Annotated in this window: 14 protein-coding genes; 10 read left to right on the forward strand and 4 right to left on the reverse strand. The window is 60.8% G+C overall.

Going from position 1 to position 15,485, the window contains the following annotated elements; genetic code table 11:
- The first annotated feature begins 50 nt into the window (after positions 1-50).
- From pheS to RMQ97_RS14465, 5 genes are all read left to right on the forward strand, one after another.
- Positions 51-1,133 carry a phenylalanine--tRNA ligase subunit alpha gene (pheS, locus tag RMQ97_RS14445; RefSeq protein WP_413661602.1) on the forward strand — a complete coding sequence of 361 codons (1,083 nt, stop codon included), beginning with the start codon at positions 51-53 and terminating at the stop codon, positions 1,131-1,133.
- Positions 1,134-1,140: 7 nt separating this feature from the next.
- Positions 1,141-1,749 carry a hypothetical protein gene (locus RMQ97_RS14450; RefSeq protein WP_413661603.1) on the forward strand — a complete coding sequence of 203 codons (609 nt, stop codon included), beginning with the start codon at positions 1,141-1,143 and terminating at the stop codon, positions 1,747-1,749.
- A 58-nt stretch (positions 1,750-1,807) separates the two neighbouring features.
- Entirely contained in the window at positions 1,808-4,216 is a 2,409-nt protein-coding gene (pheT, locus tag RMQ97_RS14455; RefSeq protein ID WP_413661604.1) for a phenylalanine--tRNA ligase subunit beta, read from the forward strand.
- Between the two features lie 319 nt (positions 4,217-4,535).
- Positions 4,536-5,930, forward strand: coding sequence for a peptidoglycan-binding protein (locus RMQ97_RS14460; RefSeq protein WP_413661605.1), 1,395 nt, complete (start codon positions 4,536-4,538; stop codon positions 5,928-5,930).
- A gap of 57 nt (positions 5,931-5,987) precedes the next feature.
- Complete coding sequence (locus RMQ97_RS14465) at positions 5,988-6,659, forward strand: hypothetical protein (RefSeq protein WP_413661606.1); 672 nt, start codon at positions 5,988-5,990, stop codon at positions 6,657-6,659.
- Positions 6,660-6,773: 114 nt separating this feature from the next.
- Here the strand turns inward: RMQ97_RS14465 and RMQ97_RS14470 are convergent, their stop codons facing one another.
- Positions 6,774-7,295, reverse strand: coding sequence for a GNAT family N-acetyltransferase (locus RMQ97_RS14470; protein WP_413661607.1), 522 nt, complete (start codon positions 7,293-7,295; stop codon positions 6,774-6,776).
- A complete protein-coding gene (locus RMQ97_RS14475) occupies positions 7,295-7,897 on the reverse strand; it encodes a DUF1134 domain-containing protein (protein ID WP_413661608.1) in 603 nt (200 codons plus the stop codon). The genes RMQ97_RS14470 and RMQ97_RS14475 overlap by 1 nt, the downstream gene beginning before the upstream one ends.
- Before the next feature lie 218 nt (positions 7,898-8,115).
- On the opposite strand from RMQ97_RS14475, the gene RMQ97_RS14480 reads away from it, so the two are divergent.
- The 5 genes from RMQ97_RS14480 to serA all read left to right on the forward strand — a co-directional run bounded on the left by RMQ97_RS14480 (position 8,116) and on the right by serA (position 13,957).
- On the forward strand, positions 8,116-9,639 hold the full coding sequence (locus RMQ97_RS14480) for a hypothetical protein (RefSeq protein WP_413661609.1): 1,524 nt from the start codon (positions 8,116-8,118) through the stop codon (positions 9,637-9,639).
- A 79-nt stretch (positions 9,640-9,718) separates the two neighbouring features.
- Entirely contained in the window at positions 9,719-11,527 is a 1,809-nt protein-coding gene (gene lepA, locus RMQ97_RS14485; RefSeq protein ID WP_413661610.1) for a translation elongation factor 4, read from the forward strand.
- A gap of 59 nt (positions 11,528-11,586) precedes the next feature.
- Positions 11,587-12,117 carry a peroxiredoxin gene (locus RMQ97_RS14490; protein WP_413661611.1) on the forward strand — a complete coding sequence of 177 codons (531 nt, stop codon included), beginning with the start codon at positions 11,587-11,589 and terminating at the stop codon, positions 12,115-12,117.
- Positions 12,118-12,177: 60 nt separating this feature from the next.
- Positions 12,178-12,639 carry a DUF5655 domain-containing protein gene (locus RMQ97_RS14495; protein WP_413661612.1) on the forward strand — a complete coding sequence of 154 codons (462 nt, stop codon included), beginning with the start codon at positions 12,178-12,180 and terminating at the stop codon, positions 12,637-12,639.
- 109 nt (positions 12,640-12,748) lie between these two features.
- Positions 12,749-13,957, forward strand: coding sequence for a phosphoglycerate dehydrogenase (serA, locus tag RMQ97_RS14500; RefSeq protein WP_413661613.1), 1,209 nt, complete (start codon positions 12,749-12,751; stop codon positions 13,955-13,957).
- Here the strand turns inward: serA and RMQ97_RS14505 are convergent.
- A complete protein-coding gene (locus RMQ97_RS14505; protein WP_413661614.1) occupies positions 13,954-14,634 on the reverse strand; it encodes an HAD-IB family phosphatase in 681 nt (226 codons plus the stop codon). The genes serA and RMQ97_RS14505 overlap by 4 nt on opposite strands.
- A 36-nt stretch (positions 14,635-14,670) precedes the next feature.
- Positions 14,671-15,333, reverse strand: a complete 663-nt coding sequence (msrA, locus tag RMQ97_RS14510) for a peptide-methionine (S)-S-oxide reductase MsrA (RefSeq protein ID WP_413661664.1) — start codon at positions 15,331-15,333, stop codon at positions 14,671-14,673.
- Between the last annotated feature and the right edge of the window lie 152 nt (positions 15,334-15,485).

Consider the following 15,485-nt stretch of genomic DNA (forward strand, 5'->3'; position numbering starts at 1 on the left):
GACACCAGAAAAATCACCCGCTAAACCCCCATCAAGCATAGGGGCCTGACATGACCGACACGTCCAATCTCGACACGCTGGAAAGCGATGTCCTCTCCCAGATCGAAGCCGCCAGCGATGAGGCAGGCCTTGATGAAATCCGTGTGTCCGCACTCGGCAAGAAGGGCTCCGTCAGCCTGATGATGCGCGAGCTGGGCAAGATGAGCCCGGAGGAGCGCCAGGTGATGGGTCCGGCCCTGAACGGCCTCAAAACCCGCCTGAATGATGCGATCACCACGCGCAAGACCGTGCTGGAGACGGCGGCTTTGAATGCGGCCCTGGCGAGCGAAACCGTGGATGTGACCCTTCCGGTACGGCCGCAGCCCGAAGGTTCGCTGCATCCGATTTCCCAGGTGATGGAAGAACTGGCCGTGATCTTCGCCGATATGGGGTTTGCGGTCGCAGAAGGGCCGGACGTGGAAAGCGATTTCCATAACTTCACCGCCCTGAACTTCCCGCCCGGACACCCTGCACGCGATACGCAGGATACGTTCTTCATGAAGCCGGACGAAAACGGTGAGCGTAAAGTGCTGCGCACACACACCTCACCGGTACAGATCCGCACCATGTTGAACGAAAAACCGCCGATCCGCATTATTGCGCCGGGCCGGGTCTATCGCTGTGACTGGGACCAGACCCATACGCCGATGTTCCACCAGGTCGAAGGTCTGGTCATCGACAAGGACACCCATATGGGTCACCTCAAGGGCGTGCTGCTGGATTTCATCGCCGCCTTCTTCGAGACCGATCAGGTGGAAGCGCAATTTCGGCCACACCATTTCCCCTTCACCGAACCCTCTGCCGAGATGGATGTGAAGTATGAGCGCGTGGGCCAGGCCGTGAAGGTCGGTTCGGGCGATAAATGGATGGAAATCCTGGGCTGCGGCATGGTGCATCCGAACGTGATCCGCAATTGCGGGCTGGACCCGGATGAATATCAGGGTTTCGCCTTCGGCATGGGTGTCGACCGTCTCGCCATGCTCAAATATGGCGCTCCGGACCTGCGTGACTTTTTCAATTCTGACGCCCGCTGGCTGGCCCATTACGGCTTCAGCCCGCTGCTGCAGGCCAATCTCGCGACGGGGCTGAGCTAGTTTCACCATGCTCCGCTGGCTGAAACATAACCATCAGGCCTTGACCGGACTCGGCGCGATGCTGGTTGGCGTCGCTGCGCTGTTTATTGCCTGGGATCAGTCGCGGGTGATGCGGGCCCAGCAACATGGCGCCGTGGTGCCCGTGCTCCAGGTGGATGGGTTCATCCAGTCGTCCAGCACTCGTCGGGATCTGGGTTTGCGCGTGGTCAATAATGGTGTGGGACCTGCCATGATCCAGACCATGACCCTGATCCGCGACGCGCAGGATGCGACAGATTTTGATCCTCTGCTGCGCCACATGCCCGACACTGTGGACCGGTCCTGGTCCAGCGTGAACGGCCGCACACTGGCTCCAGGTGGAGAGGTCGAACCAGCCGTGTTCACCTGGGCCCGGGGCGAGCTCAACGATGGCGAGCTCGACGCCCTGCTGGATGAATGGGCCTTCTGGACCGTGGAAGTCTGCTATTGCTCGGTCTTTGACCGCTGCTGGACAACCACCTCCGACAATGAAATGCGCCAGCCGGTCCGACGCTGCCCCCTGGTTGACCATGACGTGTTTGAACGGTTCGGCAATTCCGAACGTGGTTCGACCCCGATTCCGGAGGCGGGCGAATGACACCTTTGAGCGACGCACTCCGATCTTTCAATCTTGCAAGCGACGGCGGGAGCCGACCATGAAATTCCCTCTTTCCTGGCTGAAATACCATCTCGAGACCGATGCCTCCCTGGAGGCCCTTGCCGAGGCCATGACCATGGCCGGTCTGGAGATCGAGGACATCGACAATCCGGCCGAGAAGTACGGCGAGTTTACGGTTGCCTATGTGAAAGCCGCTGAGAAACACCCGGATGCCGACAAGCTGCGGGTCTGCACGGTCGACACCAAGGATGGCGAAAAGACCATTGTCTGCGGTGCCCCCAATGCCCGCGCCGGCATGTATGCCGTGTACGCGCCGCTTGGAACCTATATTCCGGGGCTGGATTTCTCCCTCGACAAGAAACCCCGCAAGATCCGCGGTGTGGAAAGCCATGGCATGATGTGTTCGGCCAAGGAGCTTGAGCTTGGCGAAGATCATGACGGCATTATCGATCTGGATGGCGAATGGGAGGTCGGCACACCGGCTGTCGTGGCGCTGGGCCAGGACGATCCGGTGCTCGATTTCGAAGTCACACCAAACCGGCCCGATTGGCTGGGCGTGCGCGGTATTGCGCGCGACCTCGCCGCAACCGGTATCGGCACACTGAAACCCCATGACCTGGCACCGGTCGAGGGCACGTTCGCCAATCCGGTGGCCATCGAGCTGGAATGGCCAGAAGCCTGCCCGGTCTTTGCCGGACGTGTCATTCGCGGCATCAAGAACGGTCCCTCGCCGGCCTGGTTGCAAAAGGCCCTGACCTCCATCGGTCTTCGGCCGATCAATGCCCTCGCCGACATTACAAACCTGATCTCCTATGATCGCTGCCGCCCGCTCCACGTCTATGACGTGGCCAAGCTGGATGGCCCGGTCCGAGCTCGTCGGGGCAAGGGTGAGGCAGACCGTTTCGAGGCGCTCGACAACGCCGAATATGCGCCGAGCGATACGATGTGCGTGATTGGCGACAATGCGCGTGCCCTCGGCCTGGGGGGCGTGATGGGCGGAACTCTGTCGGGCTGTTCCGAGGAGACGACTGACGTCTTCATCGAAAGCGCCTGGTTTGATCCGATGATTACCCGCGCCACGGCAAAAGCGACCGGCATTGATAGTGACGCCAAGTATCGCTTCGAACGCGGTGTCGATCCGGCCTCCTGTCTGGACGGTATTCACCAGGCGACCCAGCTGATCCTGGAATTGTGCTCGACAGATGCGACCGAGGTGTCGGAAATCACGCTTGCGGGCGAAACACCCGCGGCTCCGGCGAATATCGAGCTACCCCTGGGCGAGGTGAAACGCCTGACCGGTCTCGATCTGGATCGCGCCGAGATGGTCCGCATTCTCGAAACCCTGGGCTTCACCGCCACCGGTGAGGGCGATAGCCTGACCGTCTCCGTGCCCAGCTGGCGTATGGATTGCAGCCAGAAGGCCGATCTGGTTGAGGAAATCGCCCGAATTCACGGCTTCGACAAGCTGGAGGCACTCTCCCTGCCGCGTCCGCCCGTGCGACGTGAAGCGCCGGCCACAGTGATGCAATTGCGCGCCCGTTATGCGCGCCGCGCCCTCGCGGGCCGAGGTTTCAACGAAACCGTCACCTGGTCGTTCTGCGAAAAATCACAAGCCGCACTGTTTGGCGGACAAGGTCCAGGGCTGGAACTCGACAACCCCATCTCCTCCGAGCTGGATGTGATGCGGCCGACCGCGCTCATTCACCTTCTCACCGCGCTTCAAGCCAATGCGGACCGGGGCCAGGCCGATCCGCGCCTGTTTGAAGTGGCTCCGATCTATCTGGACGACAGTGAAAAAGGTCAGCGCCTGGTGGCCACAGGGGTGCGCCGCGTGACCCAGGACCGCCACTGGGCCGGCACGCGCCAACCGGACGTGTTCGATATCAAGGCGGATGCTCTGGCCGTGCTCGATGCCATTGGTGCACCGACCGCCTCCCTGCAGACCGCAGCCGAGGCGCGCGAGTGGTGGCACCCGGGACGATCCGGCGTGCTGCGCTTGGGTCCGAAAAACGTCATTGCCGAGTTTGGCGAGATCCATCCCGGCATCCTCAAACAGCTGGGCATCGACGGCCGTGTGCTCGCTTTTGAAATCGTGCTCGACAATGTGCCTCAGCCCAAGAAAGGGTCGGGCCTGAAAGCCCGGCCGCAGCTGGACCGGGCGGATCTGACGCCTGTACGCCGCGATTTTGCCTTCCTCGCTGAGGCCACCGTCTCGGCCGAGACCCTGATGCGGGCCGCCCGTGGCGCCGACAAGGCGCTGATTGCCGATGTCAGCGTGTTTGATGTCTATGCCGGACAGGGCGTTCCGGACGGGCATGTCTCCATCGGCGTGGAAATCACCCTGCAACCGCGCGACAAGACTCTCACAGACGAGGATATCGAGGCCGTTTCCAACAAGGTCGTCGCCAAGGTCACCGGTGCGACCGGGGCCACGCTGCGCAGCTAGCACAGCCCCAGCGCGAACCGGGATGGCGATTCTCAAGCCAGAGGGGAATTCGGATCAAATCGTCCGGATTCCCCTTTGTTTTTGTTGACAGACCAGAAGTCTGTGGCATCTCAATGGTGTCGAAGCTAGTATGGTTAATGGCCGGTTAATCGGCGTTTTGGGATGCTCGGCAAGACCGGGTCCAAGACCCGCGATAAGACCGAACCATACGAGTTGAGATCCGGCCTGCGGTGGTCACTCATATCCGTGCGCTGAGCCAGTGGGGTGGCTCATAGCGGGTGTCAGTGAGATCACCAAGGCCAGAGGGGGATGCGAGATAATGATCGAACGGGTAACAGCCCTGCTGGCGCAAAGTGCTGCGACCATCATTGCCGTCACCGGCTTTGTCGGTCTTCTAGCCTATACGCATACCCAGGCTTTCCGTGCTGGCGAGACCAAGGCCACCGAAACAGCCTCTTTCAATCCGCCCGTCATCGAACCCGTACCGGCTCACCAGCCACAATTTGCTGCGACCGCCTATCCGGGACAGGGGCAGGTCGCCACCGGCGCCCCCCAGGTCGATAGTCGTCCGACGACCGTATTGCCTGCCTCGGCACAGGGCACGGTGACTGTGACCGCCCAAGGGATTCCGCCAGACCCTCCGCCCAATCTAGGTGGTCCGGTTCTTGGTAGTGAAGGCCTGCCGGTCAGCGATGGAATTTCAGGCACTCCGATCAGCCCGCCGCCCGGCCCTGTTGGTCCGGGTACAGGCACCGGATCCGGCCCGGTTTATGTGCCCAATCCGGGCGCTGACATCTGCTACTCGCTCGATCCTAATATCGGGGATAGCGATATCGCGCGGTGCTGGCTTCGGGTCGGGGATGCCTATCAGTCCGTCGGACGCATGGAACAGGCGCGCGTGGCGTGGGATGAAGCCCTGCTGATCGGCGCGCGCGTGGGCGGAGCCCAAGCCTCTCTGATGGCTCAGCAACGCCTGCAAAGCGCTGTGCTTGCCCGGTCCTGCCCGGCTAATCCGGACTCACTCTCGCGCATCGCCAACGGGTTTGATCGCGACGAAATCAATGGTGAGATCATCTCCCTGAGAGCCCGCCAGGATGCTATGCGCGCTCTGGGGTATTACAATGCTGAGGTGGATGGAGAGTATGGGCCGAGCACACGTCGTGCGGTCCGCGACTTCCAGGCCGATATGGGCTTCGATCAAACCGGTGCACTCAATGCACAGGAGACCGTGGATCTGGTGTGTCACGCCGCAATCACGGCTCGCGACCCCGGTGCACAGAACCTGCTCGGTATCATGTTCGCCACAGGTCTGGGCGTCGAGCTGAATGTCGACATGGCCACGGAGTGGCTTGAGATTGCTGCCGCCCGCGACCAGGCCGAGGCCAATTTCAATCTCGCTCTCATCTACGGCACCGGCACGATCGAAGGCAGCTATCGCCTGTGTGGCATTGTCGAGAGCCCTGAGCGCGCCGACGCCTATCTGCGCCGCGCCGCCGAGCTCGATCACCGCCGGGCCCGCAGTATCCGCTCAAGCTTTGGCACCGGGGGATCACCGGCCGAACGGTGGAATCGTATTGAAGACCGTCTTCTGCGCCAGGCGCAGGACACGGGTGATCGTTTTTACCTGGCCTGGCAGCGCCGTCTCGAAGAGGCGGAATTGCGCGCCGTCCGCGGTGCCAGCCAGCCAGGTTGTTATCTGGATCCTGTGGATTGATGAACCGACCGGTCTGGGCCGCGGGCATGGTCCCGACCGGAAAAAGGGGAGTGCATGATGAAAAAACTGATTGTGGGTCTGACGACCCTGGCCCTGGTGGGCTGTGCCAGTCCGGGTGTTCACGAACATACCTTCTTTGAAGGAGTGGTTCCGGCTGTCGATACGGATCTGGAAGCGCGCAGCATGTGTTCGGCTGTGTCCTATGAAGCCGATCACGACCGCTGGCTAACCGTGGTCCGCGACATGCGCATGGCTCTGTCAGGCGGGGATGATGGCCGCACCGGAAGCCCTGAGCTGGAAGGTGGCAGCCCGGATCCGAATTATCCGGACTACACGGAAAGCCGTCGCTCACCGAATTATTACGGCGTCAACGACCCCCAGGTTCGCGATGCCCTGTACATGGTGACCCAGTTCGAAGCCGAGCTGGACGGATCCTATGACGCGGTTGTTCAAAACTGCCGGGCTTATAATCAGTGCATGATCCGCAATGAGTATGATGAGCGCCTGTGCGGACAGACGGCAGATATGTGGGAGAACAGCCAGGTGCGCTTCCACCAGCTGGCTGATCGCATGGCTGAAGTCCGTGAGCGCGTTGCGCGGGCCTGTAGCAATTGCGGCCCGAGCTATAATCGTCGCCCGCACCACACCCACTCGTCTGGCCATGGCCGTACCAATAGCGGCTATCAGAATGATGACCGGTACGGCCCGTTCTCGGGTGGTTCCAACTGATCAGCGCGTATTCGCTGATCCCCCGGAGCGGCATTCATTCCCCGCCGCCTCCGGGGCCTGCCCGGCTTGATTGCTCCGGTAAAACGCTCGCGCGATAGCGTGTCGCCATCGCACCTAAACCGCATCAAATCCTGGATGGTAGTGGACAAGGGCTGGTCCGGGCGGACAGGCACTCTCGCGCCAGCGCAGCAGCTGAAACGCGTCGCCGGTTTCGCTCCCCGTCGGGTCCTTATCCCAGAACCAGACATGATCGCGTGCGGCCGAGAAACCGAACCGGCTGTAATAGTTCGGCTCCCCCAGAACAACACAGAAGGGCACGCCCAACGGCGTCAGGCTTTCAATGGCGCAATCCACCAAGGCTGAGCCAATACCCCGCCCCTGATGGGCCGGACGAACAGCAAGCGGCGCCAGGCCAAGGCCATAAACCTCCCGGCCGTCGGCATAGCGGGCCTCAACGGGTGAGAAGAGGACTGTGCCGACAATATCGTCCTGTTCCAAAGCGACGAGTTCCAGCGTATCCGCCTGCGCCGCGCGCAAGGTCTTGACCAGTCGAGCCTCTGCCTCTGTCTCAAACACCTCACTCAAAACGGCGGTAATCGCCGCATGGTCCTCGTCCGTCGCCGTGCGGATATGCATCAGAAGGGCAACCAGCGCCGCTCGCGGGAATAGGCCAGATACCCCACATTCGCGCCGGCTCGCAGCCCGACACCGGACCGGATCGGCGCCAGGGTAATTTCGTCCGCGCGTTGATAATTCACACCCAGACCAGCGATAAAATAGGCCGAGCCTTCCACGCCGGGAAAGCGCTGGAAAAGGTGGTCGGTGTCGTCCAGTCGATAGACCAGAACAAAGACCCGGCTGGCATTGCCGCCGGCGTCCCAGCCAATCGACGGGCCACGCCAGTACACTTTTTCGCGCTCGCCATTTTTCATGGTGAGATAGCCTTCGCCATAACGCAGACCCACACCGACCGCGCCGGCGACTTCCTCACCCGCGACATAGCCAACCGGACGGCCGAGATCGGAGAACACCCGCTCGAGAACGCTGGCCGACGCCTCAGCCGTCACTCCGAAGAAATCTGCAACAGCATCCACCATTTCATCGCGGGAATAGGTGTCGACCGGATCAGAATACGCGCTCGGCTGTCCATAGTCGGGCGGCGTTTCCTGCTGGGCCCGGGCCATGGAGAGCGGTGTGACCGTCCAGATCACGGCCATCAGAAGCGAAATCAGTCTCATCTTACTCTCCCAGTCTGCTGGGGTGTTGGGATAGGGGTCAATTGGGGCCACAGCGCGGCGAAAGCGTTACGATGTGGTTAAGAGCATCCCCACAACGCGATTAAAACATTGCATTATGCCACCAACGTTTATGTTGAAGTAAGAGAGTTGCACTACCCTACATCGCATACCCGGCAAGGGAGGCGGCACGATCTGCCCCAAGTGTACAGGTCACGCGTATGAACACGTATGAGGACAAGCTAAGACAGGCGCTGGCGGCACACCCGTCGATACGCACCGAACAATTCCAGCTCATCGAGATGGACATTATTCGTGAAGCAACAGGCGCGCGCTGGATCAGCGTAAAACAGAAGATCTACGCCATAGCCGCCCACTTCCTCGAAAGACGCCTTGGGGAACGCGATCTGGTGTTCCGGTGTCGCGGCGGGTTCCTGACCCTGTTCCCCGATCTTTCGCCCGAGGAGTCGCGTGCCCGCTCCGAGGCCCTGTCCGAGGCGCTCAATCTGTTCTTCCTCGGCGACAAGACACTCCGGCAACTCAAGATCCGCAGCAAGGCCCGACAGCTGGCCGGCGCGGATATCGGTGTCATTGTGCGGGCAAAAAACCCGCCGCACCGTGCGGCCAGAGCCCAGGATCCGCAAGGCGCTGACGACCGCTCTCCTTCAACACTCGCCTCCCCCCCCGACCTAGCGGAGGGTGCGTCTTCAGACACGATCGGCCCGGCACACCGCGATGCTCACTGGTTCGACATGACGCTCAGCCACCACCCGGCTTACCTGGATGCCCTGACTGCACCACCGCCTGAAACGGAGGGTTTTGCACCGATCATGATCGAACCGGGAGAAAGCGGCATGCTGTCACCGGACACGGCCCTACCGGCGACGGATACCCTGCGCGTCGACGATCCGGTTCTTCCACCCCCCGTACCGGCCCGACGTCCGGCGAGCACACCGGCCCGCCCCAAAACCTATTGGGATGATATTGTATTTCTTCCCAGCTGGGACGCGAAGGAGAACCGCGTATCCCGCTATTTCTGTGTGGCGCGCAAACTCAGATTTGGACAACCCGTCTATGGTCGCAATACGCTCGGCCCTGACGCGCCGCCCCTCTTGCATCTCGCACTTGATCGGGCTGTCGCCCAGGCCGCGCAACGCGCGACGCTTGCCCTGTGTGAAACCTGCCGACCGGCCAATACCGCGATCGCACTGCACTATGAGACCGTTCAGGCCATATCCGACCGGGTTGCCTATTTCTCGGTCCTCCAAGCCATACCGCCAGATCTGCGCACCTGTTTCGACCTCTATATTGACGGCATCCCCGAAGGCACGCCGATCGGGCAAATGCAGGAAGTCTTCCGGTCCATGAAGGGTTTCGGGTTGAGAGTTCTGGTGCGCCTGCCCTTTGGTGATGCCGATATCAGCCGGTTCGAAAACTGTGGTGTCGATATGTTCGGAGCCGAAATCCCTGAACATGTCGGCCGGGACGGGATCAAACAGACCGATATCTTCCGGATGTCGACCCAGGCTGAAGCGATCGAGGCCGCAGGCACCGAGAGTTTTCTCACCCAGGTCACTGGTTTTGATGTGCTCAGTGCTGGCGTGGTTACCGGTATTCGGCATTTCAACGGCACTGTTGTCGGGGCAGCAGCGGATACACCGACCGAGGCCTTTGCGCTCAAATACGAAGATCTCTGCTCGCTCGACACCGAAGCCACGCCGTCTGCGGCCCAGGCCAAGGCCTAGACAGAGGGTTTCAGTTGAAATCGCGATGAACAGCTAAGTCTGCTTGGCCAAACGGGGCCGGAATGCTACCTCCCGGCAGATGAGTACAGATCCGTCCCTGATCCGCAATTTCTCCATCGTGGCGCATATCGACCACGGTAAGTCCACGCTCGCCGACCGCCTGATCCAGACCACAGGTGGTCTATCTGATCGCGAGATGAAGCAGCAAGTCCTGGACAATATGGAACTTGAACGTGAGCGCGGCATCACGATCAAGGCCCAGACCGTGCGCCTGGACTATACGGCGGCCGACGGCAAGACCTATATTCTCAATCTGATTGACACCCCCGGACATGTGGACTTCGCCTATGAGGTCAACCGGTCCCTGGCCGCATGCGAAGGCTCGCTTCTGGTCGTGGATGCGTCACAGGGCGTGGAAGCCCAGACGCTCGCCAACGTCTATCAGGCGATCGAGGTGGATCACGAAATCGTCCCCGTCCTCAACAAGATTGACCTTCCGGCCGCGGAACCCGATCGGGTCAAGGCCCAGATCGAGGACGTGATTGGTCTGGATGCGTCTGACGCCGTCGAAATCTCTGCCAAGACCGGTCTGGGGATCGACGGTGTGCTGGAAGCCATCGTCAAACGCCTCCCACCCCCCGAAACCGGCGATCCATCATCTCCGCTCAAGGCCATGCTGGTCGATAGCTGGTATGACCCCTATCTGGGCGTCATCTGTCTGGTGCGTGTGGTCGAAGGCACGCTGAAAAAGGGCATGCGGGTCCGGTTGATGGGCACGGGTGCGGCTTACCCCGTGGACGGTGTAGGCGTATTCCGTCCCAAAAAAGAAAACATGGACGCGCTGTATCCGGGTGAAATCGGCTTCCTGAACGCCTCCATCAAACAGGTGCGCGATGCGCGCGTGGGTGACACTGTCACGGACGATCGGCGCCCGACCGAAAAAGCCATGGAAGGCTATAAACCCGCCCAGCCAGTTGTGTTCTGTGGCCTCTTCCCCGTGGACAGCGCCGAGTTCGAGGATCTGCGCGAAGCCATCGAGAAGCTGGCGCTCAACGATGCCTCCTTCTCGTATGAGATGGAGACTTCGGCTGCGCTAGGCTTTGGTTTCCGCTGCGGCTTCCTCGGCCTGCTACACCTCGAAGTCATCCGCGAACGCCTGGAACGCGAATACGATATCGAGCTGATCACGACAGCTCCGTCAGTGGTCTACAAACTGACCCTGACCGACGGGACACAAACCGATCTCCACAATCCCGCCGACATGCCCGATCCGGTCAAGATTGATTCCATCGCCGAACCCTGGATCAAGGCCACCATTCTTGTCCCGGACGAGTATCTGGGCAGCGTTCTGAAACTGTGCCAGGACCGTCGCGGCATTCAGGTCGAACTGACCTATGCGGGCAATCGGGCCATGCTGATCTATGAGCTCCCGCTCAACGAGGTCGTCTTCGACTTTTATGACCGCCTGAAATCCGTGACCAAGGGCTATGCCAGCTTCGACTATCAATGGATCGAAGACCGGGTCGGAGACCTCGTCCGCATGTCCATTCTGGTCAATGATGAACCCGTTGATGCGCTGGCCATGGTCGTGCACCGCGGACGCGCCGAATTACGCGGTCGGGCCATGTGCGAGAAGCTCAAGGACCTGATCCCGCGTCACATGTTCAAGATCCCGATCCAGGCGGCGATTGGCGGCCGGATCATTGCCCGTGAAACGCTCGCTGCGCTGCGCAAGGACGTGACCGCGAAATGTTACGGCGGTGACGCGACGCGTAAGCGCAAACTGCTGGACAAGCAGAAGGCCGGTAAGAAGAAGATGCGTCAGTTCGGCAAGGTCGATATTCCGCAGGAAGCGTTCATTGCGGCGCTCAAGATGGACGACAACTAGCCATCTGCCTTGCCTTCTGGCGTGTTTGCGCCATCTTGGCCGGAGAGAGGGAGATTTCCATGCGCCGTATTCTGACCAGCCTGGCTGTTGCCACCGTATTGACCGTTGCCGCCCATGCCGATCTGGCCGTGGGGGATGCGGCACCTGACTTCACCGTTCAGGGCTTCCAGGCCGGCGAGGCTGTCGATTTCACCCTCTCCGAGGCGCTCGAGGACGGTCCGATTGTGGCCTTCTTCTTCCCGGCCGCGTTCACGGAGGGCTGTGAAGTCCAGGCCGCCAGCTTCGCCGACTCCATCGAGGATTTCGAAGCGCTGGGCGCCACAGTCATCGGTCTGACCGCAGGCAATACGGACCGTCTGGCCGAGTTTTCAACCCAACACTGCGCCAGCGCGTTTCCGGTTTTTGCCGTCAATAACGACATCATTCGCGGATATGACAGCCGCTTGCGCCCGGGCGGCAACTGGACCGGTCGCATCACATATGTGATCGATCAGGACAGTGAAATTGCCTTCCACTATGCGGACATGAATCCGGTCGAGCATGTGGATCGCTCACTGGAGGCATTGCGCAACCTGCCGACCGCAGAATAGAAACGACCTGCTCATTCAACTGATATGGGCCTGCGAGCCACTGCCTGACAACGGTGGTCAATGCTTGCATGTTTTTTGAGAATAGTTCACAGTCGCGCATCTTTATCACAAGATGCAGGCAGTGTTGTGGCTCCAGACCCTACATCTACCCCACCGGACATTCGCTCGTCCAACAATGGTCAAGACACGCTGCTTGATCGTATTTATGGAAAGCGTCCGGCGCTGAGACCCATTCACGATGTGTTGATGCAACAGGTTGCGCGCTTCCAGCCCGACTTGCGCGTCGATTTCAAGAAGAGCTACGTCTGCCTCTATCGCAGCCACCTGTTCGCGCGCCTTCAACCCACCGGCAAGACCTGTCTCGATCTGATGCTTCAATTACGCGGCTTCGAGGCATCGGGCCGCCTGGAAGATGCCCAAGGTGTCAAACCCCTCATGACCCACCGCATCCGCCTGCGCGATCCCATCGACGTCGATAATGAGGTCTATGACTGGCTCCGCCAGGCCTGGGCGCTGTCATAAGCTTCACCATAATTTGTATGCGCCTATACACAGGGCATGGCTTATGAGCGCTTGCGATAGCGCTCACGTCTTCTAGGTTTGTGAACTCCCTATTCACAGAGATCCCGCCATGACCCAATCTGCCGTCCTGTTCGAAAACATCCACGCCCTGGCTGATGCCCCCCTCACCTCTGCCGGTGTCGACCTTGTTCGCCATGGCGCGGCTCTTCCGGTTGATACACTCCATTCCGAACTCGCACAGGCCAGCCTGGCCGGCATCCGTTCTCGCACCAAGATGAACAGCGCGGCCTTCGATGCCGCACCCCAGCTCCTTGCCCTTGGGTGTTTCTGTATCGGGACCAATCAGGTCGACTTGGTCACCGCAGCCGATCGCGGAATACCGGTTTTCAATGCGCCCTTTGGCAATACACGCTCCGTCGCCGAGCTGACGCTGGCCTCCGCCATCATGCTCATGCGCGGCATTCCGATGCGCTCCGCGGCGGCCAAGGCCGGCAAGTGGATGAAATCCGCCGACGGCGCCCATGAGGTCCGCGGCAAGAAGCTGGGCATTGTCGGTTATGGCAATATCGGCTCCCAGCTTTCCGTCCTGGCGAGCGGGCTGGGCATGCATGTGTATTTCCATGATGTCGAACCCAAGCTCGCCCACGGCAATGCCCGGTATGTCGACAATCTGGATGAGCTACTGGCGCTAAGCGATGTGCTCACCCTGCACGTGCCATCGACGCCCCGCACGCAGGGGATGATTGATGCCGCCGCCCTGTCCAAGATGAAGCCCGGCGCCATGCTCATCAACCAGGCCCGTGGCGATCTGATGGATATCGACGCTGTCGCGGCGGCGCTGGAATCGGGTCAGTTGGGCGGCGTGGCCGTTGATGTCTTCCCGGTTGAGCCGGCCTCGAAGAGCGATCCCTTCGTCTCGCCGCTCCAGGCGTTCGAGAATGTCATCCTGACACCACATATCGGGGGGTCCACACTGGAAGCCCAGGCAGCCATTGGCACCGATGTCGCCAGTAAGCTCGCCCGTTTCCTGACCGAGGGAGCCACAAAAGGCGCCGTGAATGTACCGGAAATGGATCCGGGCCCTCTCAGCGCGGGTCAGACCCGCCTGCTCAGCTTCCACGGCAATGCGCCGGGTTATCTGACCCGCCTCAATGAGGCTGTCAGTGCGTCAGGCGCCAATGTGACGGCACAGCGTTTGGAAACCAAAGGCGAACTCGGTTTTGTAGCCGCCGATCTCGATGGGGAGTTGCCGGCGGGCTTTGTGGACTATGTGTCCGCGCTGGAGGGTTCGATCAAGACTCGCCTGATCAAGGGTTAGTCCAGCAAAACAGCGCGCAATTCGGTCAGCGTGTTTGTGAACACCTGGCCGCGTTGCGCGGCGGCGGCGCGGACCGCCGGACGATCGGCGTTTTGCGCGAAGCCGATAAAGCGGATGCCCGGCGCATCACTCGCCTCGCAATCCGTCATGCCATCCCCCACCAGCCAGGCGGTTGCATGACCGGTCTGATCCATGAGCCGTTTCAGGATCTCGGCCTTGCCGCCATTGCGCGACAGTGCGATCGAGGTATCGACACCTTCAACACCCGTCTTGCCCCACTTAAACCGGTTGGCAAAACGATGTTCGGGCGCAAAAGCGAGATCGGAGAGCACGGGATCCAGCAGATCGCGGAATCCGCCCGATATGGCGTAGACCTGGTCTCCACGCTCGCGCAACTCACGCAACATGTCCGCCATGCCTGCTGTAATCGTCGATCGAAGGTCGAAGGCAATCGCCGCCACGCGCCGCGCGTCGAGATCAGCCAGCTTCAACCGAGCGGCCAGCGAGTCCGCCATGGCCAGCTCACCGGACATGCCCGCCTGGGTGATCCGGTGTAACGCTTCTCGACGGGCTTCGGCTTCGGGATGTCCCGCCAGCGCGGCGGAGATGGCCACGTCCAGGGATTCCACCGTCAGAAGGGTGGAATCCACATCAAACGCAATCAGTCGTGTGCTCATCCCGGCCCGTCCTCTTGCCCGCTCACGCTCGCCGCGTCAGAGGCGTGCGCCGGTGCCGATCGGGCACACCACACCCGTGCCACCGATACCGCAATACCCACCCGGATTTTTGGCCAGGTATTGCTGATGGTCAGCCTCGGCATAATAGAAGGGACCAGACGGCGCGATCTCCGTTGTGATCTCACCGCGGCCCTCTTGGGCCAGCGCCTTCGCGTAGGCCGCCTGACTGGCTTGCGCCGCTGCGAGCTGGGCCTCATCGCGTGTATAGATCGCTGAGCGATACTGCGTCCCGCGGTCATTGCCCTGGCGCATGCCCTGTGTGGGGTCATGATTTTCCCAGAATGTCTTCAAGATCGTGTCCAGACTGATCACAGCCGGGTCGAACACCACCCGTACCACTTCGGCATGCCCTGTCCGGCCGGAACACACTTCCTTGTATCCGGGGTTTTCGGTCACACCGCCTGCATAACCGACAGCCGTATGCACCACACCCTCGGTTTGCCAGAACACGCGTTCGGCACCCCAGAAACAGCCCATGCCCACAATGATTTCGTCATGACCCGCCGCGCGATCCATCTTGATCGGTTCTCCGGTCACAAAATGCGTCTTCGCGGTCTCGATCGGTGTGCGGCGGCCCGGCAAAGCCTCGTCGGGGGTCACGAGACGGGTTTTGTCGGACGTGTTGGAAAACAGGCCCATACGCAATACTCCTGCGCTGAAATTCATGTCTTAAGACCTATAGATAGGGCGCACATCGCTAAACGTCATCGCCGCGACGCGGCATAGCGCCATACAAAAGCGTGAACCGCGCAAAAAACACCGCGATTTGCTGCTTTTCACCGCTTCGACCA

Source organism: Maricaulis sp. D1M11, from assembly GCF_047308265.1.
GTDB lineage: Bacteria > Pseudomonadota > Alphaproteobacteria > Caulobacterales > Maricaulaceae > Maricaulis.